Genomic DNA, 24,001 nt, shown 5'->3' on the forward strand with positions numbered 1-24,001 from the left:
CCTCAGGCGCGATCGGAGTCGGGAGACCACGGCCCACGCCGGGTCTCCCGCTCCAGCGCCTTGTGCAGCTGCTCCTGGAAGTGGTCGAGTTCCCATTCCTGCGCGCCCAGCCGGCGGACGTGCGGGGTCATCATCTGGCAGTCGACGAACCGGAAATCCCAGGCGTGCAGCTGATCGAGCAGTTCCACCAGCGCCAGCTTGGAGGCGTCGGACTCGCGCCGGAACATCGACTCGCCGAAGAACGCCGCGCCCAGCGACACCCCGTAGAGGCCACCGACGAGCCGGTCGCCGTTCCACGCCTCGACCGAATGCGCGAAGCCGAGCTCATGCAGCCGGATGTAGGCCTGCACCATGCCGGGCACGATCCAGGTGCCCCCGTCCGCGCGCGGCGCCGTCGCACAGGCCCCGATCACCTCGGCGAACGCCCGGTCGTAGGTCAGCCGGAAGGGCGCGCGTCGCACCACCTTGCGCAGGCTGCGGCCGACGGTGATCCGGCCCGGCACGAGCACCGTCCGCGGGCTCGGGCAGAACCACGGCAGCACCTCCGAGCCCGGCGAGGGCCAGGGGAAGATCCCGTTCGCGTACGCCACCAGCAGCCGCTCGGCGCCGAGGTCTCCCCCGACCGCGAGCAGCCCGTCGTCGCGCGCCTGGCTCACCGGCGGATAGCCGAACGCCTGCCGCAGACCCCTCAGTTCGAGACCCAGGTTCGCCTCGGCACCCCGCCCCATGCCGCGACGATAGCGGGTCAGGCCGCGTCCACCCGGGCAAGGGTGGAGGCCACACCGGGCACGGCCGGTCCGCGGGCCGGGATGCTGTCGGCGCGGGCCGGATCAACCCGCCGCAGCGAACCGTCGGCGGCGGCCCGGGCGGTCGACACCATCGAGACGTACGCGGAATTGATCTGGAACTGGGTCTGGGCGGACGGAAGGTCGGACAGCTCGACCAGCAGCGAGGCACTGCCGAGGATCCCGTACGCGTTCCGGGCGATGCCCTCGTAGTCGCCACCCGGATAGCGCGTGACGTTGGCCCCCGCACGCTGCGTCATGGCGTCGTAGTTGAAGACCGCCAGCCGTCGCGAGGCCTCCAGCGGTCCGCTTTCGGCCAGCGGGCTCGTCGGCCAGAGCATCGAGGCGGTCGTCTCCCGGCCGTCGGGCTGCAGATAGCGCCCCTGCATGTGATAGTCGACAACCACGCGCGGGTGGGTCGCGTGCCAGTAGCGCAGCACGGCCCGCGACTCCGGCACCGGGTTGTCCTCGATCGGGGTCAGCGGGTTGTGGAACCGGTTGATGTCGTAGCCCACGCCCGGCTGCGTGTACTCCCCCGTCGCGCTCGGGTCGTGGTTGTAGCGCTGGTCGCGCACGGCCCCGTCCGGGTTGGCCTGCACCACGAAGTCGACCGTCACCCGGCTGCGTAGTTGCCGCTGCCAGGGGGCGTTGCCGACACCGAGGGTCCACAGGGCCCGTACGGCGGCCGGGGTTCCCAGAGGCTCGTCGCCGTGCTGCTGCGTGACGAAGAGCAGCCGGGTCCGGCCGTGCCCGACGCTGGCCAGGCGCAACGGCCGCCCCTCGTTGCTGCGGCCGATCACCCCGAGCCGGACGCGCCCGTCACTGGCCCGGGCCACCCGGGACAGGGCCTTTCCCACCTCTTCCGGGCTGGGCCGGGCCAGGATCGAGGGCGGTCCGGCCTGGGCCGGAGCCGGCACGGCGATCAGACCGGCGGCGAGCAGGGCAGCGGTGGCAGCGGTCTTCCATCTCAACGGATTACCTCCCGATCGAGGGACGTCGATGTCCCTGTCACTCTAAGGGAGCCTTGACGTTTTCCCATATCGGAATATGATTCTCGCTCATGGCACGAGCAGCGACGACGTCGGACGCGTTCAACGCGATCGCCGAGCCGCAGCGCCGGGACATTCTGGCGCTGCTGCGGGCGGGTGAGTGGCCGGTCTCCGACCTGGCCGAGCGGCTGGGAATGAGCCAGCCCGGGGCGTCCAAGCACCTGCGGGTGCTCCGCGAGGTCGGGCTGGTGCGGGTGCGCGGGGTGGGCAAGCAGCGGCTGTACGGCCTGGACGCCCGCGGGCTGCGCCCGATCCACGAGTGGGTCGGCGGGTTCGAGCAGTTCTGGAACGAGAGTTTCGACCGGCTCGACACGTACGTCCAGGAACTCAAGCAGACACGACAGGAGGACTGACCGGTGACCGGAGCAGAGCAGGACACGAACGCGGCGACGGCCGATCGGGAGATCGTGGTCTCCCGGGTCATCGACGCACCGCGCGAGCTGGTGTTCGAGGCGTTCACCGAGGTCCGCCACCTGTCGCGGTGGTGGGGGCCGGACGGGTTCAGCACCACCACCCGGGCCTTCGAGTTCCGCGCCGGCGGGGAGTGGGACTTCGTGATGCACGGGCCGGACGGCACCGACTACTCCGAGTGGATCACCTGGACCGAGATCGTCCCCCCGGAGCGGATCGAACTGCGGCACGGCGAGTCCCGCGACGACCCGAACGCCTTCGAGTCGGTCCTGACCTTCACACCGGACGGGGTGGCGACCCGGATCGTGATGCGCACGCTGTTCCCCACCAAGCAGGTGCGCGACGAAGCGGTCGAGAAGTACCACGCGATCGAGGGCGGCCGGCAGACCCTGGGCAACCTCGCGGCCTACGTCAGCGAGATGGCCCGTACGGGAATGGCGGGCTGATGACCACGGTGTTCTTCAGCGTGACCATGTCGCTCGACGGCTTCATGGCGCCGGAGGAGGTGCCCGTCGAGCGCGTCTTCTCCCCCGAGGGCCGGACCGACCCGGGGGTGCGGCGCTGGATGTCGAAGTGGTCGGAGCTGCAAGCGTGGGCTTTCCCGCTGCGGTTCTTCCGCGAGAACCTCAAGCTCGGCGAGGGCGGCGAGGAGGGACCCGACAACGACCTCGCCCGGGCGACGCACGAACGCACCGGCGCGAGCGTCATGGGCAAGCGCATGTTCGACGGCGGCGCGCTGGCCTGGCCGGAGGAGGCGCCGTTCCACACGCCGGTCTTCGTCGTGACGCACGAGAAGCGGGACCCGTGGGAGCGGCCGGGCGGGACCATCTTCCACTTCGTCAACGACGGCATCGAGGCCGCCCTCGACCGGGCCCGCGAGGCCGCGGGCGACCGCGACGTGCGGATCGCGGGCGGCGGCGCGACGATCCTGGAGTACCTGAACGCCGGCCTGATCGACGAGTTCTCGATCACGCTGTCGCCGGTGCTGTTCGGCTCGGGGATCCGGCTGTTCGAGGGGGTGGACGAGTCCCGGATCGCGCTCGAGCCGCTGCGGTCGGAGCCGTCGTCGCGGGTGACCCACCTGACCTACGCCGTCCGTTCGCGTGCCGGAGCGCCGGGGTAAGAACATAGGCGTGTGATGCTTCCGACTCCCCGAGATCGTCGCGGCCTTGGTGGCGTTAGTGTTTGCGGAAGCAAATACTTCGCGTTCAAGGGAAGAACATGAGCGAGCTCAACCTGCTGGTCGTCATCGGAAGCACGCGCCCCGGCCGGATCGGCCCGACCGTGGCCGAATGGTTCGTCGACGCGGCCAAGGCACACGGCGGTTTCCAGGTGACCGTGGCCGACCTGGCCGAGGAGAACCTGCCGCTGCTCGACGAGCCGCACCACCCGCGGATGCAGAACTACCAGCACGACCACACGAAGCAATGGAGCGAGAAGGTCGCCGCGGCCGACGCCATCGTCTTCGTGATTCCCGAGTACAACTACGGGCTCGGAGCCGCCTTCAAGAACGCGCTCGACTACCTGCACGCCGAGTGGGCCTACAAGCCGGCCAGCGTCGTCAGCTACGGCGGCGTCTCGGCCGGCACGCGCTCGGCCATGGCGCTGACCGGGGCCGCGTACGCCCTCCGCCTGTTCCTGATCCCGGCCGCGGTCAACATCCCGTTCGTGCACAGCCTCGTCCACGACGGTCAGTTCCAGCCGACCGACGTCACCACCGCTGCCGCCACCGCGATGCTCGACGAGCTGGCCCGCGTGGCGCCGGCGTTGCTTCCGCTGCGCGCCCAGCACTGACCAGCACACGGGACCCTGGACAGCCTGTCCACAAGTGAGCAGAATCAGCGACGCGGGGCCCGGATTCCATCGGCATTCATCCGATCGATGACGTCTGACCTTCTCGTCACTGGGTAACCGCTTCTCCCACTCATTGGGGAAGGGGCCTGGGGACGTGGAGTACATCGCTGCCCGCGAGCCCGCGGAAGTGCTCGCGGCGCTCGCTGATGGAGACACCTCGGTGCTCGCGGGTGGACAGAGCCTGGTGCCTGACATGGCGGACGGGCTGATCGCGCCGCGGCGGCTGGTGGACATCAACCAGGTGGCGGAGTTCGATCTGCTGGCCGAGGCGGACGGGGTGCTGCGGGTCGGGCCGCTGGTGCGGCACCGCACGTTCGAGTCGGACGCCGTCGACGGCGGGCTCGGCATTCTGCTGCGCACCGTCGTGCGTTTCATCGGGCATCCACCCGTACGCGCCCGGGGCACGATGCTGGGCAGCCTGGCCTATGCGCATCCGGCCGCGGAATGGCCGGTCGTGGCGGCGGTGCTGGGCGCGGAGTTCGACCTGGTCGGACCGGACGGGCGGCGCAGCCTGAAGGCGGAGCAGTTCTTTATCGACCCGCTGAAGACCGCCCGCCGCCCCGAGGAGCTGCTGGCCGAGATCCGCCTGCCCGTGCTGCCCGCCGGCACCGGCGCGGGCTTTGCCGAGCAGCGTCCCGGGAACGCGAAATACGCCGAGGACGCCGCCATGGCCGCGGTGACCGTGACCGACGGCGTCATCACCGGCGCCGCGATCGGCCTGGTCAACGCCGGGCCCTGCCCCGTGCGGGCCCGCGCCGCCGAGAAGGCGCTGCTCGGCTCGACGTTCTGCGACGCCGCCATGACGGCCGCGGCCGAGGCGGCCGCCACCGTGGACGCGAACCTGAGCCACCGCCCCGACCTCAACCGGCGCGCCCACCGGCGGATCGTCGAACGCCTGACGCGCCGCGCGCTGACCCAGGCCCGCGAAACGCTGGTCATCGGGTAGATCATGGGACGATGACGACTCCGCAGCTCCTCTCGGCCTGGGCCGGCCACTGGTCCGGCGACGGCACGGGCGTCACCGTGATCATCCCGCCGCCCGGCACGATGGGCTCGGGTGAGGTGCGCGGCGGCGCCCCGGCCACCCGCGAGTTCGCCCTGCTCGATCCCGTACGCCTGGTCGGTCGGATCGACGCCGTGGTCCTGTCCGGCGGCTCGGCGTTCGGCCTGGCCGCGGGCGATGGCGTGATGCGGCTGCTGCGCGAACGCGGTCTGGGCTTCCCCACCCCGGCCGGCCCGGTCCCGATCGTGGTCGGCATGTCGCTGTTCGACGCATCGGTGGCCTCGGCCGACCGTCCCGACTTCGCCGCCGGTGGCCGCGCGGCCGCCGAGGCTGCCCTGTCCGGCGCCGGGTTCGCCACCGGCCGGGCCGGCGCGGCCCTGGGCGCCACCACCGGCGGCTGGCGCAACCGCCGCGATCCCGGCGGCCTCGGAGTGGCCGAGGGCCGAGCCGGCGAAGCCACGGTGATCGCGGTGGCCGCGGTCAACAGCTGGGGTGACGTGATCGGCCCGGACGGTCGCCCGCTCGTCGCGCCGTCCCCGGACGCGACCGCACCGGCCCCGTCCCCGTTCCCCACGGCCAACACGACGATCGCCGTCCTGCTGACCGACGCCCGGCTGGACAAGCTCGCCTGCCACCGCCTGGCCCAGAGCGGCCACACCGGATTCTCCCGAGCCTTGAACCCGTCCCACACCGGCTACGACGGCGACGCGGTGGTGGCCCTGGCCACCGGCGAACTGGACGCCGCCATCGACCTGGAGCATCTGCGCATGGTCGCCGCGGACGTGATGGCCGAGGCCATCCGCTCGGCCGTCAATTGACCTCGGACCGGCGACGGCGCCGGACCGCTTGTGCGATTCCGGCACCGTTTTCGCGCGTTGACGAAGAGGCTATGAGCCGACCGCATGGGTGAGGCTCACAACGCCGTAGACGAAGACCGCAATGAACACGGAGAGCAGCAGAAGGAGCACTTTCCGCCAAAACGTCATCAGCGTCATGGCCGCGATGCTCATGACGGTAATGAGAAGCAGATCGCCGGGAGACATTGTTACCTCCTTTTGGGGGTTGCCCTTTCCGTGATTCCCGGACTAAAGTTCGGCCGGGAAGTCGGCCGAGGAGTTTTCGACTCAGCGGCCCACCTTTCTTCATTTCATTTAACAAGACGGCAACAGGTCGTCAACGTAATCTTTTGGCAGCCTTCCCGGCGGCCGTGGCGATGCATTTCTTGCCATTTGCCACGCGTAAACGAATGACATCGAACAACTGGCCACCAATTGGCAGGACACATTCACCTCCCGCCGAGAAATGGGTTACCCGGGTGTCGCCGACGACCGAACAGCCCGATCTGAGCTTGCGTGATTGCCAGGCATCAGCCGACTCCCCGCTGGGCCCGATGGTTGCCGCCGCCGCTCACCGCGAGCGCGTCAACGCACGGGCGCTCAGGGTGCGCACGCTGCTGCAATTGCCCCGCATCGCCGGCGAGGACGGCCGGATGCCGGCGGGGATGGTCCGCGCCGAACTCGACTGGGTCGCCGACCAACTGGTCACCGACGTCACCAAGACCGCCGATCTGCTGTCCGACGGAAACCGTGACCTCCAGGCGCTCACGTTCGCGCCGATCCCCGAGAAGCAGGGCGCGCCGATCATCGCGAACTGCCATTACCTGCGGTCCGCGCGCGAGGGATCCCGCTACTTCGCCCTTCTCGACCCGGCCGGTCTGCCGGTCAGCGTGTGCAGCATCTCGCCGCTGCAGTGGCGCCGGGTCGGCGGACGGATACGGACGGCCTTCGGGATCCCCCGGGAGCGCGTCTGGGACGTGTCACGCGTCTATTCGTGCGACGTTGCCCCGCACAACGCCATTTCCTACCTGCTGGCCCGCGTACGGGCGTGGGTCCGGCAGCACGAGCGAGGCGTCGAACTGCTCACCACCGCGGTCGACCGCAATCTCGGCTTCGGCGGCGCGAGCTATCGGGCCGCGAACTGGCAGCACTGGTTCACCGTGAGCCCCCGGCCGTATCTCTATCACAACCGCGGGTACATCAGCCCGCGGCAGTTACGCATGCGGTTCGGGTCGGCCAATCTCGGCGAACTGCAGGGCCTGCACCCGGATCAGACCTTCGAGAAGAGCAGCGCCACCTTGCAGGAGTCGCTCATTTTCTGCTGGCGGGTGCGCGGAAAAACCGAGTTCATCGCCGAGAGCGATCGCCCGCTGATTCATCGCTGACGACCGGGCCGCCCGGAGACTTCTGACGCGGGGCCACCTGGAAACGCGACCGGGTGAGCAACTGGTCGACCCGCCACCGATCGGGCATGGGATTCTGCAGCGGATAGTCGGCGGCCGCGGCGGCCATCGCGGCGGTCGCCCAGAGGGCCACCCCTTCGGAGAACACCTTGCCGTTGTCGATCAGTTTGGCCGCGAGCGCGGCACAGAACGCATCCCGCGACGCCGACGATTCCTTGTAGGCCGAGGGAAAAGTCGGAACCGTGAAGGTGCCGAGTTCGGTCGCGGAATAGATGGTGCAGCCACCGGCGAGCGGCACGCAGAGCGTCTCCACCCCGTACGCGAGCAGTTGGCGGGCCACCACGTCGACGTCGAGCTGGTCATGGCCGGACGCCGCGAACCGGCCGAGTTCCCACGGGTGAGCGACCAGGTAGTCGGCCTCCGCCAGCGCCTGACCCGAGATCCCGTCGTTCGAATAGGGCTGGCCCGGCGTGACGATGACGGTGACATGGTGATATTCGGGGGCCCGGAGGCGGGCGGTGGCCCGTTCCACCGTCTCGCGGGGAATCTCGAAGGTGATCAGGACGGCATCGGCCCGGCCCAGTTTCGTCAGGCAGTTGTCGATGTCGCGGGCGTCGACCCGCAGCTCGCGCTCGTTGCGCCAGTTCACCGCGATGCTGTCGCCCAGCTCGAACTCGATGATGCCGGTGAACGGGGTCTGAGCCTCGGGCACACGTTTGATCATCGACGTGTCGACGTTCTCGCGCCGCAGATACTCCAGGATCTCGTCGCCGAACCGATCGCCGGCCACGGCGGCCAGCAAGGACACGTCGAGGCCGAGGCGGGCCGCCGCGACCGCCTGGTTGAGGCCCTTTCCGCCGGGCGACAGCACGAACGCGTACGCCTCGTTCGAGGTCTCCCGGGCCGGGATCGATTTGGTCTTGAAGGTGGCGTCCATGACCGCGGCCCCGATCACGATGACCCGGCCCTGATGATGGCCGTTGAGCCGCGGACCGGTGGGTTCCTCGATCGGCAGCCGGGCCGGGGCGTTGCTGGCCCCGACCGAGTGTGTCTCCCGCAGCACCAGCTGCCGGGACAGCTCTCGCAGCAGAAGACCCTCCAGGCTCCCCCGCAGCGCCCGGTCGCTGGGTCTCTCGATCGGCTGGGCCTCGAGCGCGTCGTGCAGGCCCGACCAATTCGCCAGCAGCGCCCGTCTCCGGCGGCTCAGAAGATCCGAATAGACGCCGTCGACGTCCCGCGCCGACATACCGTGCTGGAGATAGTGATCTCGGTAAAGGCCCAGCCCGAGGATCACGTCGGCCACGATCCGGTCGGTGCCGTTCAATCCGTCCCGTACGCATTCCCGGACCACGGCTACGGCGGCGTTGGCCATGTCGAGGCCGGAAATTGCCGAATATCGCCGCACCGCGGACAGGTTGAGTAACGGCTCGGCCAGGCCGCGGGCTTCCGCCTGCAGTCGCGCCGGTCGCAGGCCTTCACGCGTTCGCAGCTTTTCCAGCGCGTGGCAGAGAACCAATTGATCCGCCGTTTGCACAGTCATGAACGTCTCCGCCGGCCGGACAGGTCGCGAAAGTTCAGTATGCATTGCCGCCCGGCCGGCGCAACAATTCCAAAATTGATCTCGGGGCGCGCGGAAAACTCGAGGCGCGCGGAAACTCAGGGCGCGCGGAACTCGGGACGCGCGGAACTCGGGGCGTACGGGAAAGTGGTCAGCGGATCCGGCGGAGGGTCCGGCGGCCGGCCAGGACGGCCACGCCGGCCAGCACGAGCAAGGCGGCGAGCACGGTCGCCGCGATCGTCACGGCCCGGGGCCATCCGGCCAGGGGGATGGCGGACGGGGTCAGGCCGGCCAGCGGCAGGGCCCAGCCGGTCAGCCACCAGCCGAGCATCGAGACGGCCAGGCCGGCCAGCACGGCCACGACGATCAGCACCGGGTACGTCCACAGCGTGGCCTGGCGCAGGGCCGACCGGGTCAGGCCCTGGCCGCGCAACGCCGACAGGTCCTCGACGCGGCGGTCGCGGTCGACCGAGGCGGCCAGGATCAGGGCGCCCGCGGCCAGGGCCGTGGCCAGGACTGCGACGATGACGTAGAACCACAACGCGACCGCCGGGCCCTGGGTGTCGAGCCGGGCACGGACCTGCGACGCGCGGACGTCGGCGGTGATCGGCAGGCCGTGGGCGGCCAGTTGGGCGGCGATGCCGGCGGGGGCCCGGGAGTTCAGCCACACCATTCCGTTGCTGCTGGTCGCGCCGTCGGTGGCCAGGTGGTCGGCGTACGCAAGGTCGGTCAGTACGGCCGGCGAACCCGCTCCGGGCACGGCCGGCAGCGACGGGCCCGCGGCGACCGGCACGGGCCGGGCGTCCAGGCCCTTGATGGCGGGCAGCGCCCCGATCCCGGACGTGGCGACGGGCAGCGGAGAGGGGGCCGTGGCCGGCTGCACGAACATGCCGGAGGGCAGCCCGTTCAACGACGTCACCTCGATGGACAGCCCGCCGGAACCGGCCGCGGCGATCCGGCCGCCCTCGGTGGTGCGCCAGCCGGCCGGGTCGCTCAGCACGTCGCCCGGCACGCCGTCGCCGGGTGCTCCCCCGGTCAGCTTGTGCACGGTGATCTGCCCGGACACGTCGAGGGTGCCCTGGCCGCCGGCGATCCGCAGGGAGTTCAGCGTGCAGCCCTTCGCACAGGCCGGAACCGTCTGCCCGTACGTCGCCCGGCCGTTGCGCAGCACCCCGAGCTCGACGATCTCGTCGTTCCCGCCTTCGCGCGGCGACAGCACCATGCTCAGGGCCACCGCCTTGCCGGGCTGGAAGCCGGTGGCCGTGAGATCCAGCGCCACCTTCGCGCCGTCCACCTCGACCGGTGGGGCCGCGCCCGGGCCGCGCAGGGCGGCCGCGACCGAGGCCGCCGAGGGGCCGCCGGACGGCCAGGCCGCCACCGCCGCCAGCCGGGAGGTGTCGACCGCCACCACGGCGGGCGTGCCCGGATCGTGCGGCAGCCGCATCGCGGCCATCGCGAACGACCCCGACGGGTCCACGGCCCGCACCGCGGCCAGCAGGTTCTGCCGTCCGGTGGGGCCGAGCTGGAGCACCCGCGTCGCGCCGGTGCCGATCACCGACTCGTCGGCCCGTCCGCGGGCCGCCACGTCGACCGCCGAGGCCGCGTACCCGACCACCGCGACCGCGGCCGTGAGCAGCGCGAACAGCCAGACCGCGCCGGGGCGGCGAGACACCTGGAAGCCGGCCAGGGCCACGCCCAGGCGGCCGCGCCGCAGGGCCCGCCGGCCGAGCACCGTGGCCAGGGGCACCAGCAGCCGGGCGGCGACGAGCGAACCGGCCACCAGCACCAGGGCGGCCGCGGCGGTGCCGACGCCGCGCAGTTCGGTGGTCAGCTGCAGCACGGCGATCGCGGCCAGGATCACGACGACGACCTCGGCCGCGACGGCCCGGGCGCTGTTGGGCACGGCCGGCGCGCGCCGCAGCAGCTCGGCGACGGGGGTGGCGATCTGGCGGCGTTCGGCCAGCACGGCGGTGAGAACGGCCGCGCCCGCGGCGACCGGCGCCCAGCGCAGCGAGCCGAGGCCAGGGTCGGCCCCGACGCCGGGGAACCGGTAGGCGCTGAATGCGTTGACGAGCAGTTGCCCGGCCAGGCAGCCGAGGATCGCGCCGGCCAGGATGGAGACGAGGTTTTCGCCGGTGGCCAGCCACCAGCGCTGCCCCCAGCGGGCGCCGCGCAGCGCGACGACGGCGAGCTCGGGCCGCCGCCCCTCGGTGCCGTAGCCGACGGCCAGGAAGATCGTCAGGCAGGCGAGCAGGACCAGGGCGACGGCCAGGACGGGCACGATGCGGTGCCCGGCGTCGCGACCGGAGTCGATCCGGGCCAGCAGAGCGGGCAGTTCGCTGCGCAACTCGACGCCGCCGCCCAGCGAGGTCGCGCCGGTCTCCATCTCGGCCAGTCCGTCGCGTACGGCGGGAAGGTTGTCGACGTCGAGGGCGCCCGGCCGCGGATAGGCGTCGAGACCGGCCTCGACACCGCCCCGGTCCATCGCGTGCAGGGTGGCGCTGGTGACGAAGGCGGGGCGGCCGGCGCCCGCGGGAAGGCCGGGCGAGGGCTCGAAGTAGCCGTGCTCGCCCCAGAAGATGTCCTGCGGGGTGGGCACCCGATAGAAGCCGGCGACCAGGAACCGCTTGGGCTCGCCGTTGGGCACGTAGCGCGGCGGCTCCCCGCGCGGCACGATCCGCACGGCCGCGCCCAGCTCGACCGAGTCACCCGGCGCCAACTCGAGACGTTTGCCGGTGTCCTCCGGCAGGATCACATCGGACTCGCCGATCAGGCAGCGGCCGGCCGTCATGACCAGGTGCTGGCAGACGTTCTGGCGATAGACGAACCGGGTCGCGTTGGCGACGGACGGCTCGACGCCGATGGCCGGGAACTCCACCGAGTAGACGTAGTCGAAGCCCGGCATGCCCAGCAGCACCGAGCCGTTGCGTTCGAGGTCGGGACCCGAAGGCGGGGCGTTGGGCTTGGCCGTGCGCTGGTCGGTCTGATAGGCCCGCACCGACACGGCCAGCTCGTCGGTGACCGCGGTGCCGACCTGGCCGGCGGCCACCGCCCGGTCGGCCGCGCGCAGATAGGCCGGGGCGGCCACCGCGGCGGCCACGCCGAACATGGCCAGCAGGGCGACGACGACGGCCTGGCCGCGGCGGGCCCACACCATGGCCAGGACGATGGCGATCACGAGAGCTCCCGGCGCAGCCGGCGGACCGACAGCCAGGCCGTCAGGCCCAGCACGACCAGGCCCACCCCGGCCGCGGTGGCCACCGCGGGCCAGGCGAGCGCGCCCGGCGGCGGGATCACCCGCCAGCCGTCCGGGAACGGCGGGGCGGTGAGGGCGGCGATCGGCCGGGCGGCCAGCGCGGCCGCCAGCCCGCCGAGGAGCCCGGTCAGGGCGACCGCGCCCGCCCCCGCGTACGCCGTGCCGAGCGCCACCCGGCGGGTCAGGCCCTGGGCCCGCAACGCCCGCAGGTGCTCGAGTTGCGGCTCGCGGTCGACCGCGGCGGCCACGCCGAGCAGACCGGCCGCGATCAGCGCGGCCACGGCCGCGCCGAACAGCCCGAACGGCGTCGTCACGACCGAGGCGTCGCGGGCCAGGTCGGTGGCGCGGGCGGCGGCGGTGCGGTCGGCCAGCACGGGCAGGCCGATGGCGTCGACGACCGAGGCCGGCGCGTCGGCCGTGAGCCACACCTGCAGGGTGCCGCCCTGGTCGCTTTCGCCGGCCACCCGCCGGGCCGCGTCGAGGTCGGTGAGCAGGCCGTCGCGGCCGAGTACGGGCAGCACGCCGGCGGTGGCGGCGACGCGGACCGGGGTGGCCGGATCGCCGAAGCGGCCCACGGCCGAGTCGTCGAAGACCCAGGTGCTCGGCACGGGCCCGGCCAGGACGACCGGCTGGGGCAGCGGCGAGTCGGCCACCGCCACCTTGATCGAGCCGGTCGGCACGGTCTGCAGGGTCAGGCCGCCGTCGCCCGCGGCGAGGCGCACGGCCGGGGTGCTGAACTCGCCCCGCCAGTGCCTCACGTCGGCCAGCTGGGCCGTGGTGAGCACGGTGGCCGGCGGGTTCTGCTGGGTCAGCGAGCGGATGGTGACCGAGCCGTCGTCGGAGCCCTCGGGCGTGTACAGCTCCCAGCCGACCAGCCGGCAGCCGGGCGCGACGGCGCAGCGCGGCACCGCGGCCGAGGACGTGCCCGCGCCGGACCGCAGGCCCTTGAACTCGACCCGGACCGGCTCGCCGGTGCCCTCGTGCTGCAGGGTCGCGCCGAGCAGGGTGGTGGTCGTGCGGCGGCTGGTGACGGCCACGGTCAGCCGGTCGCCGGTGACCAGGGGCAGGGCCGCCGGGACGGGCGCGCCGGCCAGCGCGCGCACCGGGCCGTAGTCGGGGCGCCAGGTGGCCACGGAGGCGAGCCGGCTGCTGTCCACGGCGAGCACCGGCGGGGAACCTCCGGTGTCGACCACGGCGGCCATGGCGTAGCGGCCCTGGGGATCGGCGCGGCGGATGGCGTACAGGAGCTCGGTTCTGGTGGTGGCCGAGACGGTGAGCACCCGGGCCGCGCCCAGCTCGACGTCGGCGCGATCGGCCCGTTCGGTGCGCCCGGCCGCGTACGTGCCGAGGGTCAGCGCCATCATCGCGACGGTGACCACCACGAGGGCGAAGACGCGATCGGTGCCGGGCTGACGGGACACCCGTACGGCGGTGAGCCCGAGCCGGATCCGGCCCGCGCGCAGCGCCACCGCACCCACCCGGTCGGCCGTGCGCCGCAGCACCCGGGCCAGCAGCAGGCCGACGGCCAGCGCGACCAGCGGGGCCGCCACGAGACCGAGCCCGCGGCCGCCCGAGCGCGCCTGATAGGCCGCCCCGGCCGCCAGAGCGATCAGGGCCAGGTCGACGACCCCGGAACGCCAGTCGCGCCGGGCCGACGGGACCCGCCGCAGCAGCGCCACGATCGGGGCTCGCTGCTGCAGCGCGTCCACGGCCAGCAGCACCAGCAGCGCGAGGCCGAGCGAGGCGATGACCAGGCCGAGCGACAGCAGCAGCGCCGCCCACAGTTCGACGGTCACCGGCAGCGTGCCGGCCAGCGGCCAGGCGATCAGGAAACCGGCCACCCACCCGGCCAGTCCGCCGCCGGCGATCGGCAGCAGATGCTGGCTGAGCGCGAGGCGCAGGATGCCGCGGGAGGTGCTGCCGCGCAGTTTGAGCAGGGCGGCGTCGGCGCGGCGCTCGCGGCCGGTGTACCGGCCGGCCAGGGCGATCGCGAACCAGGCGAGGACGGCCAGCTGGCCCAGCGTGAGGGCCACGCCCCGGGCCACGGCCAGGCGCTCCTCGCGAACCCGGTCGACCAGTTTGCCCGTCGGGGCCGACAGCGCGAGCTGCGCGGCCGCGAAGCTCGGGGCCGAGCGGTTGACCAGCCCGTTGAGGTCGTACGCGCCGTCGCCGCGGAGCAGGGGCAACGGCACCTCCAGATCCCACGCGTACGTCTGGCGGGTCAGCAACGGATCCCCGAACGTGTCGAGCGAGGTGAACATCGGGTCCAGGGAGCCCTGCGCGCGGAACAGCTTGTCGCTCCAGTACCCGCTGCCCGGCTCGGCGAGCTCGTAGACGCCGGTCACCTCGTACGTCATCGGAATGGACGAGGTGGCCGAGCGCAGCCGGAACTGGTCCCCCGCCCGCAGTTTGAGCCGGCGGGCCGTGTCGGCGCTGATCGCGGCGTCCCCCGCGGCGGCCGGGCACGCGCCGGTCAGCCGCACGTGGTCGCAGAATCCGTCCCGGTAGGCGATCGGCAGCCCGGTCGAGGCCCCGCTGCGCCCCGGATAGTTGTAGGTCGCGTCGGCGATCACCCCCAGCACCGGCTTTCCCGACGGCACCGGCAGCATTCCGCGTACGGTCGAGGCGAAGCCGTCGAGGGCGCCGCGCGGATCGCTCGTGCTCTCCCCCGGCTGACGGACGAGGATGACGCGCTCCTCCACCGGCGAGCGCTGCACCTCGGCCCCGGCCGACTGCGAGGCCACGCTGAGCCCGTACCACGCGGCGCAGCTGGCCCCGGTCGCCAGGAGCGCGGCGAGCAGCGCCATCAGCAAGGCCGGCCCGGAACGCCGGCGGACGGCGCCCAGAGCTATGTAGTACATGGTGTTCCCGCTTCCCCCGTGAAACGTGATCACCCGACACTCTGGTCCCGCGGGCGCAGTTTGCCAAGCGTCGATTAGGTTGAGGTCATGAGCGTACGTTTCGGGGTGTTCGTGCCGCAGGGCTGGAAGATGGACCTGGTCGAGATCGCCGATCCGGTCGAGCAGTACGAGGCGATGACCGAGGTGGCCCGGGTCGCCGACGCCGGCCCGTGGGATGCGATCTGGCTGTACGACCACTTCCACACGGTTCCCGAGCCCACGTTGAACACGGTTTTCGAGTGCTGGACGGCGACGTCGACGCTGGCCCGCGACACCAGCCGGGTGCGGATCGGACAGATGGTCGGCTGCAACGGCTACCGGCAACCGAGCCTGTACGCCAAGATCGCGTCCACGGTCGACGTCGCGTCGAAGGGCCGGCTGATCGCGGGTCTGGGCGCCGGCTGGTACGAGCACGAGTGGAAGGCGTACGGCTACGAGTGGAAGGACGTGCCCCAGCGGATGGGCGAGTTCCGCGAGGCCGTCGAGATCATCCACAAGATGTGGACCGAGGACCGGCCGGTGTTCAGCGGCAAGCACTACTCGATCGACCAGCCGATCAACCAGCCGCGCCGCAAGCCCGACTTCTGGCTCGGCGGGGGCGGCGAGAAGGTGACGCTGAAGCTGGTCGCGCAGTACGCCGACGGCTGCAACGTGGGCGGCGGCGACCCCGAGATCGTGCGGCACAAGCTGGGCGTGCTGCGCGAGCACTGCGACCGGCTGGGCCGCGACTACGCGTCGATCACCAAGTCGACGACGATCGAGCTGGACCTCACCGAGTCCACCGCCGACACCATCGCCCGGGTCGAGCGGGTGGCCGAGGCGGGCGCCGACTACGTCCTGTTCTACATTCCGCGGGTCGCCTACGACCACGCCCCGCTGCGGCGCCTGGCCGAGGAGCTGGTGCCGCAGTTCCGCTAGGGCGTCGTGCCGGTCCGGAGCCGCCGGGTGATCTCGCCCGAGTCGGCCTGCAGGGCCCAGCCCTTCGACGTCGCCTTGAGCGTGGCCTTCGTGACCGTGCTCTTGGCGCCGTCGGGGCAGGGCTGCCCGGCGGCCGGGCCTACCGTCGTGCCCGAGATGCCGAAACGCGGCCCGGTCAGCCAGAAGCCGGCCAGCTTGCCGGTGTAGCCCTGCGCGCCGCGGCCCTTGTCGCTGAAGGCCGCGTCGAACAGCTCGAACCGGCCGTACTCGCGGTGGTGCACCAGCGTGAACGTACGCTTCCCGCAGGTCACCGAATATGTGTCGTCGGTCCAGAAGTCGTGGTTGAACACGATTCCCGGCGCCTTGGCCGTCAGCGTCGCGTCGGTCCAGCCGAACGCCTTGAGCAGGTCGGCCTTGGCCACGTAGCCCTTCTTGGTCACCGGGTCGTAGGTCACCGCCGCGTCCGCGGGCCCGCCCATCGCGATCCCGGCGGCAACAACCGCCCCAGCGACTACGACCCGACCCAGCGCGCGCATTCCCCGACCCCCTCGTGTGCCCTTCTCCGACTCCTAACGATCATTCCCGCCGGACGACCCTGTTCGCCGCGAAACCGGCAGCTAGGGGGCTACGGGGAGCCGGCCGGAGGTCAGTCGGCGGTGACCGGCAGGGTGACCGCGAAGACGCTGCCGCCCGCGGGGACGGGAGCCGCCGACACCGAGCCGCCGTGGGCATCCACGATGGCCTTGGTGATGGCCAGGCCCAGACCGGTGCCCTTGGTGCCGGTGCGGACGGCGTTGCTCGCCCGGAAGAAACGGTCGAACAGGCGGTCGTACTCGTCGGCGGGCACCCCGATGCCGGTGTCGGCGACCTCGATCACCGCGTCGCCGTCCTCGTCGGCCGTCAGGTGGGCCGAGACCGAGATGGTGCCGCCGTCCGGGGTGTACTTGACGGCGTTGGTCACCAGGTTGTCGAGGACCTGACGCAGCCGTACGGGATCGGCGTGCACCGGAAGGTGGCGCGGCACCTCGATCCGCACGGTCAGGCCCTTGGCGTCGGCGGCCGGCTGCTGGGCCTGCACCGCCTCGCGCACCAGCCGGGCGGCCGAGATCGGCTGGGGGTCGATGTACAGCCGGCCCGCCTCGAGACGGGCCAGGTCGAGCAGGTCGTCGACCAGGTGCTGCATGTGCGCCGAACGCCGGTCGATCACCTCGGCCAGGCGGCGCTGCTCGTCGCTGAGGTGCGGATCGTCGAGCAGGGTCTCGCTGTAGCTGCGGATCGCCCCGAGCGGGTTGCGCAGCTCGTGGCTGACCACGCCGACCATCTCCTCGCGGCTGGCCACCAGCCGGGCCTGGGTCGCGGCCAGGCTCAGCGCCAGCTCCTCGGCCCGGCGCCGCTCCATGTGCCGGCCGAGGTGCGCGCACACGCCGTCGAGCAGGTCGAGGATCTCCGGGTCGGGTTCCATCGGCACGGCCGTGAGGAACAGCAGCACCCCGAGGATCTTGTCGTCCGAGCGCACCGGCACGCCGATCGCGCTGTGCAGGCCGGCCGCCCGCACCTGGGCCGCTTTGAGCACCGTACGGGGGTCGTCCAGCACCTCGGGGATCCACAGCTCGGCGCCGCCGTCCCAGACGTGCCCGGCGATGCCGACTCCGCGGCGCACGAGCGGCGGCCGGTCGACGACGCCGTGGCCCGGCGCGGCCCAGTTGCCGACCCGCACGATCGTGTCGGACAGCTCGTCGACCTGCCAGAACTCGCCGATCGCCCAGTCCAGCCCGGCGCCCACCGCGGCCACCGTACGATCGGCCGCCTCCCCCGCGCTGTGCGAGTCGGCCAGCCCACGGGCCACCGACAGCCGCAGCTCGCGGAACATCTCGGCGCGGCGCTGCTCGGTGATGTCGTGCATCGCCACCACCGCGCCCAGGCGGCGGCCGTCCGGGGTCTCCAGCGGGCGCGCGTTCGCGTGGAAGCGGCGGGCCGGTTCGCCGTCGCGCGCGATCACCAGCTCGGCGCCGTCCACCCGCTGACCGGCGTACGCCTTCACCAGCGGGATCTCCTCGGCGGCGAGCGGCGTACAGCCGTCGGCCGCGTACATGTCGTAGGCGCGGGACCAGTCGGCGGCGGGCAGGTCCTCGCGTACCCCGCAGCCGTGGATGTCGCGCATCGCCTGGTTGAACAGCGTCAGCCGGCCGTCCTCGTCGCACGCGCCGACCCCGGTGTCCAGGCTGTCCAGCAGGGCCTGCAGGAACGCCCGCTCGTGCTCGAGCTGGCGGCGCTCGGCCTGCCGGTCGGTGATGTCGTGCAGGAACGCGTGGAACCCGCTCGCGGCCTGCAGCACGCTCATCTCGACCGGGAACTCGGCGCCGTCACGGTTGCGCGCCACCAGCTCGACGCGCCGGCCCACGAGCGTGGAGAGCCCGCCGATGTGCAGCCGGGCCAGCCCCGCCGAGTGCGCGGCCACGAACCGCTCCGGGATGATCAGATCGGCGACCGGGCGGCCCAGCGCGTCCGGCGCGGGATAGCCGAACAGTCGCTCGGCGGCGGCGTTCCAGCCGGTCACCATGCCGTAGGCGTCGATCGAGACATGCGCGTCGGGGGCGGTGTCGAGCATGCCGCGCAGCCGGTCCGCGGTCAGGGCCAGCTCGCGATGGCCGGACCGCAGCGCGATCTCGGTCTCGGCCGCCGCCGCCAGGTCCTCGATGAGCAGCAGTTCGCGCGGTTCCCAGTCCCGCGGCCGGTCGTCCTGCACGCCGAAGGCGCCGATCGGGTAGCCGTCGGGACTGCGGATCGGGAAGCCCGCGTACGCGATGACGCCGTCCGCGAGCCCCGGATGCCCGGCCATCCGGTCGTCGGTGCGGACGTCGGTGATCAGGAGCGGGGCGTTGGTGTCGACCACGATCATGCAAAACGTGCGGTCGGGTGGCGTGCCGGAGTGCCCGGCCACGTGCCGCCGGTCCGCGCCGACCAGCGACACGAGCGCCTGGGCGGCGCGCAGCTGATGGGCGGCCGTGCGGGCCAGCCGGTCCAGCGACGGACAGGACGACCCGTTCAGCATCCCGGTGCCGCGCACGCGTTGCAGGCGGGCGGCGTCGGTCAGCCGGCCGTCCGCATCGGTCGTGCCCGCTGTCGGCCCCACTCTCTCCGCTTCGGCCGGGCGCCCGCGGGGCTGAGGCGTAATACGGAAGTCATCACCCGCACCTCTTGTCTGCTACGGAATCAGTGGAAGGATGGCGGCCAAACAGTGGAGATCCTGCGTCTGGAGACCGTGTGACCGCCAAGACCGTGCTGCACAACTTCATCGGCGGCGAGTCGGCCGCGCCCGCCGAAGGCCGCTACGAGGACCTGATCGACCCGGCGACCGGCGAGGTGTTCGCGTCCGCCCCGGTGTCCGGCCGGCCCGACGTCGACAAGGCGATGGAGGCCGCCTCGTCCGCGTTTGAGAAGTGGCGGAACACCACGCCCAGCGAGCGCCAGCAGGCGCTGCTCAAGTTCGCCGACGCGATCGAGTCCCGCGCGGGCGAGCTGGTCCGGGCGGAATCGCAGAACACGGGCAAGCCGCTGGGCCTGACCGCCAGCGAGGAACTGCCCCCGGCCGTCGACCAGATCCGGTTCTTCGCGGGCGCCGCCCGGCTGCTCGAGGGCCGGTCCGCCGGTCAGTACATGGCCGGTTTCGAAAGCTACGTGCGGCGCGAGCCGATCGGCGTGTGCGCGCAGGTCACGCCGTGGAACTACCCGCTGATGATGGCCGTCTGGAAGCTCGCGCCGGCGATCGCGGCCGGCAACACGGTCGTGCTCAAGCCGTCCGACACCACCCCGGTCACCACGGTCATGCTGGCCGAGATCGCCGCCGAGTTCCTGCCGCCGGGCGTGCTCAACGTCGTGGTCGGCGACCGCGACACCGGCCGGGCGCTGGTCACCCACAAGACGCCGCAGATGGTGTCGATCACCGGCTCGGTCCGCGCGGGCATGGAGGTCGCCGAGGCCGCCTCGGCCGACCTCAAGCGCACCCACCTCGAGCTGGGCGGCAAGGCCCCGGTCGTGGTCTTCGACGACGCCGACATCGCGGCCGCGGCCGAGGCGATCGCCGTGGGCGGCTACTTCAACGCCGGCCAGGACTGCACCGCCGCCACCCGGGTGCTGGCCTCCCCGCGGGTCTACTCCGACTTCGTGGACGCGCTGGCCGAGCAGGCCAAGGCGACCAAGACGGGCGCCGCCGACGACGAGGACGTGCTGTTCGGGCCGCTGAACAACAGCCGCCAGTTCGAGCGGGTGTCCGGGTTCGTCGACCGGCTGCCCGACCACGCGGCGCTGAACGCGGGCGGTGTCCGGGTCGGCGACCGCGGCTACTACTACGCGCCGACGGTGGTTTCCGGTCTCAAGCAGACCGACGAGGCGATCCAGGACGAGATCTTCGGCCCGGTCATCACCGTCCAGCAGTTCACCGACGAGGACGAGGCGGTCGCCTGGGCCAACGGCGTCGAATACGGCCTGGCCTCCTCGGTGTGGACCCGCGACCACGCCCGCGCGATGCGGATGACGCAGCGGCTCGACTTCGGCTGCGTGTGGGTCAACTGCCACATCCCGCTGGTCGCCGAGATGCCGCACGGCGGTTTCAAGCACTCCGGCCACGGCAAGGACCTTTCCGTGTACGGCCTGGAGGACTACACCCGCTTGAAGCACGTCATGCACGCTGTGTAGATGGCGTCGCTCCGCGTCGCGTGGCGATTGCCTTGTAACCGGTGAGGAGGCACGCGATTTCCCGCCGCCAGCAAACCCCGCTGCCGTCGGAAAATCGAGTGCCTCCTCACCGGCGGCAATCGCCGGTTCTGGCCGCTCACAAGCGCAAAACCCGCGGGTGTCAGCGTTCCTGCAGCTCCCAGGGGCTGCCGTATTCGGTCAGCTTGTCGAGGAACGGGACCGGGTCGAAGGCCTCGGGGCCGAGGACGCCCGCGCCGGTCCAGATGCCGGCGGCGAGCAGTTCGAGGGCCACGACCGGGTTGACGGCGGTCTGCCAGACGACGGCCTGGGCGCCGTACTCGCGCATCGACCACTCGTTGTCGACCAGGTGATACAGGTACACCTCGCGCGGGTTGCCGTCCCGGCCGAGACCCTTCACCCACGTGCCGGCGCAGGTCTTGCCGGTCATCCGGTCGCCCAGTGTGGCCGGATCGGGCAGCACGGCCGCGACCACGTCCCGCGGGGACACCTCGGCCCCCTTGACCCGCACCGGCTCCGTCCGGTCCAGACCGAGCTTGCGCAGCGTCTTGAGCACGTCGATGAACTCGGTGCCCAGCCCGTACTTGAAGGTGACCTTGCCGGCGTCGACCCAGCGCGGGATCAGCAGCACCTCCTCGTGCTCGACGTGCACGCACTCCACCGGCCCGATCCCGCCGGGAAAGTCGAACACCTCGGGCTCGGCGAACGGCTCGGTCGTGTACCAGCCGCGCCCGCGCTCATAGACGACCGGCGGGTTGAGGCACTCCTCGATGGTCGTCCACACCGAGAACGACGGCGCGAAGTCGTAACCCTCGACAACCAGATTCGCCCCGTCCCGTACGCCGATCTCGTCGATCGAGGAGAACAGGTGCTCGGCCGCGTACTTGGCGAAGATGTCCGACAGCCCCGGTTCGACGCCGATGCCGACCAGCGCCAGCCGCCCGTCGGCCTCCCACTGCGAGGCCGCCGCGAACTGCTCGTCGCCCAGTTTCACACCGGTTTCCTCGTACGGGGAAACGGGGTGGGGGTGGGAAAGCGACATCGCCATGTCGAGGTAGTGCGCGCCGGCGGCCGCGGCCCCGTCGAACACCGGCATGACGAAGCGGGGGTCGACGGCGTTGAAGACGTGCGTGATGTCGTGCTCGCGGCACAGCGCGGACACCGCCTCGGCGCTGGACGCGTCAATCTTGGCCGGGACGAAGCGGGCGTCGCCGGTGCGCTGGGCGGCGGTGGTGGCGCGGCCGAGGTCGTAGTCGGCCACGACGAACAGGTCGAAGAAGTCGCGGCGGGCCGCGATCAGCGCGGCGGCCGATCCAACACCGCCCGCTCCGACGGCGAGGATGCGCATGAGAGACCGTACCTTTCGGGGATTTCGGACCTTCGATCACTGAAACCGTGCCCCAAGAGCCTTGACGCCACGGAAAAGCTTGTCAAGGGCGATCAACTCTGCGATAAACGCAGTGGCCGTTGCCGAGTCGAGGAGGCGCATCGGTGCGGATTCCATCGACGACCGCAAACCGGACGAGTGATTCGATTGCCGTCCACCAGTCCGCCGGGAAGAATCGCGGCGTGACGGCGGACGTGGCACTCGACGACATCAACAAGCAGATCATCGAGCACCTGCAGCGCGACGGGCGGATGTCCTACGCGACGCTGGCGAAGACGATCGGCCTCTCCGAGGCGGCCGTGCGGCAGCGCGTGCAGCGCCTGCTCGACGGCGGCCTCATGCAGATCGTGGCGGTGACCGACCCGCTCACGCTCGGCTTCGCGCGGCAGGCGATGGTCGGCCTCAAGGTGAACGGCGACCTGCGCGCCATCGCCGACGAGATCGCCCAGATCCCCGAGGTCGACTACGTGGTGATCTGCGCCGGCGGCTTCGACCTGCTGGTCGAGCTGGTCTGCACCGACGACGAGCACCTGCTCGACCTGCTCAACGAGAAGGTCCGGTCGGTCAAGGGCGTGATCGCCTGCGAGACCTTCATGTATCTGAAGCTGGCCAAGCAGACGTACGCGTGGGGAACCCGATGATTCCGTCCTTCTGGCTGAGCACCCTCGAGCCGGTCACGCCGCGGCCACCGCTTCCGGGCGACCGGTCGTACGACGTGGCGATCGCCGGGGGCGGCTACACCGGATTGTGGACGGCCTACTACCTCTCGCAGATCGCCCCGTCGCTGTCGATCGCCGTTCTCGAGGCGTCGTACTGCGGGTTCGGCGCGTCGGGACGCAACGGCGGGTGGGCCTCGGGGCTGTTCCCGGTCAGCGAGGCCAAACTCGCGCGCCGGTACGGCGCCGACCGCGCGCGTGCGATGCATGCTGCACTGGCGGACGCGGTCGACGAGGTGGGACGGACCGGCATCGACTGCGACTACGCCAAGGGCGGCACGATCTCGCTCGCCCGATCACCGGCCCAGCTGCGGCGGGCCCGCAAGTCGCCCGGCTTCCTCCCCCGCGAGGAGGCGGCCGCGATCTGCAACGCCACCGACGTGCTCGGCGGCGTCTACAGCCCCGACTGCGCCGCCCTGCATCCGGCCCGGCTCGTCCGGGGCCTGGCCTCCGCGGTCGCCGATCGCGGCGTCGACATCTTCGAGGGCACGCGCGTCCGGTCGCTGTCCCGCGGCTCGGTCGTCACCGACCACGGCACGGTCACAGCGGGCACGGTGGTCCGCGCCCTCGAGGGCTACACGGCCCAGCTCGCCGGCCACCGCCGCGCGCTCGCCCCGGTCTACTCGCTGATGATCGCGACCGAGCCGCTGCCCGCCTCCGACTGGGAGCGGATCGGCCTGGCCCGGCGCGAGACGTTCACCGACGAGCGCCACATGATCATCTATGGCCAGCGCACGTCCGACGACCGGCTCGCGTTCGGCGGCCGCGGGGCGCCCTATCACTTCGGGTCGCGCGTCGAACCGTCGTACGACCAGGTGCCCGCGGTCTTCGGCAGCCTGCGCGACACCCTGGCCGGCATGTTCCGGATCCGGCCCGAGATCGCGTACCGGTGGGGTGGCCCGCTCGGCATCCCCCGCGACTGGATGCCCAGCGTCGGCCTGCGTGACGGTGTCGCCTGGGCCGGCGGCTACGTGGGCGACGGCGTGGCGGCGGCCAACCTGGCCGGTCGTACGCTGGCCGACCTGATCGCCGGCCGGGCGACTGAGCGGACCACCCTGCCCTGGGTGGGTCACCGGTCCCGGCCGTGGGAGCCGGAGCCGATCCGCTGGCTGGGGATCAACGCGGCGTTGCGGGCGACCTCCCTGCGCGACGCGCTCGAGAAGCACCCGGCCCCGGCCCGCTGATACGGTTTCCACGTAGTCGCTTCCGATT

The 24,001-nt window shown here is 71.9% G+C and carries 20 protein-coding genes; 11 read left to right on the forward strand and 9 right to left on the reverse strand.

All coding sequences use genetic code 11. From position 1 onward, the window contains the following. Positions 1-2 precede the first annotated feature (2 nt). Positions 3-728 carry a leucyl/phenylalanyl-tRNA--protein transferase gene (aat, locus tag ACZ3I4_RS36510; RefSeq protein WP_465386663.1) on the reverse strand — a complete coding sequence of 242 codons (726 nt, stop codon included), beginning with the start codon at positions 726-728 and terminating at the stop codon, positions 3-5. 17 nt (positions 729-745) lie between these two features. After that, positions 746-1,756 carry a M14 family zinc carboxypeptidase gene (locus ACZ3I4_RS36515; protein WP_465386664.1) on the reverse strand — a complete coding sequence of 337 codons (1,011 nt, stop codon included), beginning with the start codon at positions 1,754-1,756 and terminating at the stop codon, positions 746-748. A gap of 89 nt (positions 1,757-1,845) precedes the next feature. On the opposite strand from ACZ3I4_RS36515, the gene ACZ3I4_RS36520 reads away from it, so the two are divergent. The 6 genes from ACZ3I4_RS36520 to ACZ3I4_RS36545 all read left to right on the forward strand — a co-directional run bounded on the left by ACZ3I4_RS36520 (position 1,846) and on the right by ACZ3I4_RS36545 (position 5,920). After that, positions 1,846-2,187, forward strand: a complete 342-nt coding sequence (locus ACZ3I4_RS36520; RefSeq protein ID WP_465386665.1) for an ArsR/SmtB family transcription factor — start codon at positions 1,846-1,848, stop codon at positions 2,185-2,187. A gap of 3 nt (positions 2,188-2,190) precedes the next feature. Next, complete coding sequence (locus ACZ3I4_RS36525; RefSeq protein WP_465386666.1) at positions 2,191-2,691, forward strand: SRPBCC family protein; 501 nt, start codon at positions 2,191-2,193, stop codon at positions 2,689-2,691. Next, positions 2,691-3,368 (forward strand): dihydrofolate reductase family protein, encoded by a 678-nt coding sequence (locus ACZ3I4_RS36530; RefSeq protein ID WP_465386667.1) that lies wholly within the window; start codon positions 2,691-2,693, stop codon positions 3,366-3,368. The genes ACZ3I4_RS36525 and ACZ3I4_RS36530 overlap by 1 nt, the downstream gene beginning before the upstream one ends. Positions 3,369-3,466: 98 nt before the next feature. Then, positions 3,467-4,039 carry an NADPH-dependent FMN reductase gene (locus ACZ3I4_RS36535; protein WP_465386668.1) on the forward strand — a complete coding sequence of 191 codons (573 nt, stop codon included), beginning with the start codon at positions 3,467-3,469 and terminating at the stop codon, positions 4,037-4,039. A gap of 154 nt (positions 4,040-4,193) precedes the next feature. After that, positions 4,194-5,045, forward strand: coding sequence for an FAD binding domain-containing protein (locus ACZ3I4_RS36540; protein WP_465386669.1), 852 nt, complete (start codon positions 4,194-4,196; stop codon positions 5,043-5,045). 11 nt (positions 5,046-5,056) lie between these two features. Beyond that, positions 5,057-5,920, forward strand: coding sequence for a P1 family peptidase (locus tag ACZ3I4_RS36545; protein ID WP_465386670.1), 864 nt, complete (start codon positions 5,057-5,059; stop codon positions 5,918-5,920). A 69-nt stretch (positions 5,921-5,989) separates the two neighbouring features. Here ACZ3I4_RS36545 and ACZ3I4_RS36550 read toward each other — a convergent pair whose 3' ends face one another. Continuing rightward, positions 5,990-6,145 carry a hypothetical protein gene (locus tag ACZ3I4_RS36550; protein WP_465386671.1) on the reverse strand — a complete coding sequence of 52 codons (156 nt, stop codon included), beginning with the start codon at positions 6,143-6,145 and terminating at the stop codon, positions 5,990-5,992. 143 nt (positions 6,146-6,288) lie between these two features. Between ACZ3I4_RS36550 and ACZ3I4_RS36555 the strand changes: the two genes are divergently transcribed. After that, complete coding sequence (locus tag ACZ3I4_RS36555) at positions 6,289-7,323, forward strand: Mom family adenine methylcarbamoylation protein (RefSeq protein WP_465386672.1); 1,035 nt, start codon at positions 6,289-6,291, stop codon at positions 7,321-7,323. On the opposite strand, the gene ACZ3I4_RS36560 is transcribed toward ACZ3I4_RS36555, so the two are convergent. From ACZ3I4_RS36560 to ACZ3I4_RS36570, 3 genes are all read right to left on the reverse strand, one after another. Then, positions 7,286-8,881: a PfkB family carbohydrate kinase gene (locus ACZ3I4_RS36560; protein WP_465386673.1), complete on the reverse strand. Its 1,596-nt coding sequence runs from the start codon at positions 8,879-8,881 to the stop codon at positions 7,286-7,288. The genes ACZ3I4_RS36555 and ACZ3I4_RS36560 overlap by 38 nt on opposite strands. Before the next feature lie 169 nt (positions 8,882-9,050). Next, a complete protein-coding gene (locus ACZ3I4_RS36565) occupies positions 9,051-12,077 on the reverse strand; it encodes an FtsX-like permease family protein (RefSeq protein WP_465386674.1) in 3,027 nt (1,008 codons plus the stop codon). Beyond that, positions 12,074-15,016 (reverse strand): FtsX-like permease family protein, encoded by a 2,943-nt coding sequence (locus ACZ3I4_RS36570; protein WP_465386675.1) that lies wholly within the window; start codon positions 15,014-15,016, stop codon positions 12,074-12,076. The genes ACZ3I4_RS36565 and ACZ3I4_RS36570 overlap by 4 nt, the downstream gene beginning before the upstream one ends. Before the next feature lie 87 nt (positions 15,017-15,103). On the opposite strand from ACZ3I4_RS36570, the gene ACZ3I4_RS36575 reads away from it, so the two are divergent. Beyond that, positions 15,104-15,973 carry an LLM class F420-dependent oxidoreductase gene (locus ACZ3I4_RS36575; RefSeq protein ID WP_465386676.1) on the forward strand — a complete coding sequence of 290 codons (870 nt, stop codon included), beginning with the start codon at positions 15,104-15,106 and terminating at the stop codon, positions 15,971-15,973. Here the strand turns inward: ACZ3I4_RS36575 and ACZ3I4_RS36580 are convergent. Next, entirely contained in the window at positions 15,970-16,509 is a 540-nt protein-coding gene (locus ACZ3I4_RS36580; RefSeq protein WP_465386677.1) for a hypothetical protein, read from the reverse strand. The two genes, ACZ3I4_RS36575 and ACZ3I4_RS36580, sit on opposite strands and share 4 nt — an antisense overlap. A 110-nt stretch (positions 16,510-16,619) precedes the next feature. Then, on the reverse strand, positions 16,620-19,106 hold the full coding sequence (locus ACZ3I4_RS36585) for an ATP-binding protein (protein ID WP_465386678.1): 2,487 nt from the start codon (positions 19,104-19,106) through the stop codon (positions 16,620-16,622). Between the two features lie 131 nt (positions 19,107-19,237). Between ACZ3I4_RS36585 and ACZ3I4_RS36590 the strand changes: the two genes are divergently transcribed. Beyond that, positions 19,238-20,668: a gamma-aminobutyraldehyde dehydrogenase gene (locus ACZ3I4_RS36590; protein ID WP_465386679.1), complete on the forward strand. Its 1,431-nt coding sequence runs from the start codon at positions 19,238-19,240 to the stop codon at positions 20,666-20,668. A 160-nt stretch (positions 20,669-20,828) separates the two neighbouring features. Here the strand turns inward: ACZ3I4_RS36590 and ACZ3I4_RS36595 are convergent, their stop codons facing one another. Then, positions 20,829-22,034: a saccharopine dehydrogenase family protein gene (locus ACZ3I4_RS36595; RefSeq protein WP_465386680.1), complete on the reverse strand. Its 1,206-nt coding sequence runs from the start codon at positions 22,032-22,034 to the stop codon at positions 20,829-20,831. A gap of 221 nt (positions 22,035-22,255) precedes the next feature. On the opposite strand from ACZ3I4_RS36595, the gene ACZ3I4_RS36600 reads away from it, so the two are divergent. Both ACZ3I4_RS36600 and ACZ3I4_RS36605 read left to right on the forward strand, forming a co-directional pair. Beyond that, entirely contained in the window at positions 22,256-22,714 is a 459-nt protein-coding gene (locus ACZ3I4_RS36600) for an Lrp/AsnC family transcriptional regulator (protein WP_465386681.1), read from the forward strand. Then, positions 22,711-23,973: an NAD(P)/FAD-dependent oxidoreductase gene (locus ACZ3I4_RS36605; RefSeq protein WP_465386841.1), complete on the forward strand. Its 1,263-nt coding sequence runs from the start codon at positions 22,711-22,713 to the stop codon at positions 23,971-23,973. The genes ACZ3I4_RS36600 and ACZ3I4_RS36605 overlap by 4 nt, the downstream gene beginning before the upstream one ends. Positions 23,974-24,001: the final 28 nt, after the last annotated feature.

This window comes from Actinoplanes sp. NPDC021490, assembly GCF_055562135.1.

What these genes read in the sequence shown, in the direction of transcription:
- ACZ3I4_RS36580 (WP_465386677.1), bottom strand. Translation starts at nt 16,509, where the DNA reads ATGCGCGCGCTGGGTCGGGTCGTAGTCGCTGGGGCGGTTGTTGCCGCC.
- ACZ3I4_RS36535 (WP_465386668.1), top strand. Translation starts at nt 3,467, where the DNA reads ATGAGCGAGCTCAACCTGCTGGTCGTCATCGGAAGCACGCGCCCCGGC.
- aat (WP_465386663.1), bottom strand. Translation starts at nt 728, where the DNA reads ATGGGGCGGGGTGCCGAGGCGAACCTGGGTCTCGAACTGAGGGGTCTG.
- ACZ3I4_RS36595 (WP_465386680.1), bottom strand. Translation starts at nt 22,034, where the DNA reads ATGCGCATCCTCGCCGTCGGAGCGGGCGGTGTTGGATCGGCCGCCGCG.
- ACZ3I4_RS36545 (WP_465386670.1), top strand. Translation starts at nt 5,057, where the DNA reads ATGACGACTCCGCAGCTCCTCTCGGCCTGGGCCGGCCACTGGTCCGGC.
- ACZ3I4_RS36570 (WP_465386675.1), bottom strand. Translation starts at nt 15,016, where the DNA reads ATGTACTACATAGCTCTGGGCGCCGTCCGCCGGCGTTCCGGGCCGGCC.
- ACZ3I4_RS36530 (WP_465386667.1), top strand. Translation starts at nt 2,691, where the DNA reads ATGACCACGGTGTTCTTCAGCGTGACCATGTCGCTCGACGGCTTCATG.
- ACZ3I4_RS36605 (WP_465386841.1), top strand. Translation starts at nt 22,711, where the DNA reads ATGATTCCGTCCTTCTGGCTGAGCACCCTCGAGCCGGTCACGCCGCGG.
- ACZ3I4_RS36560 (WP_465386673.1), bottom strand. Translation starts at nt 8,881, where the DNA reads ATGACTGTGCAAACGGCGGATCAATTGGTTCTCTGCCACGCGCTGGAA.
- ACZ3I4_RS36575 (WP_465386676.1), top strand. Translation starts at nt 15,104, where the DNA reads ATGAGCGTACGTTTCGGGGTGTTCGTGCCGCAGGGCTGGAAGATGGAC.
- ACZ3I4_RS36520 (WP_465386665.1), top strand. Translation starts at nt 1,846, where the DNA reads ATGGCACGAGCAGCGACGACGTCGGACGCGTTCAACGCGATCGCCGAG.
- ACZ3I4_RS36550 (WP_465386671.1), bottom strand. Translation starts at nt 6,145, where the DNA reads ATGTCTCCCGGCGATCTGCTTCTCATTACCGTCATGAGCATCGCGGCC.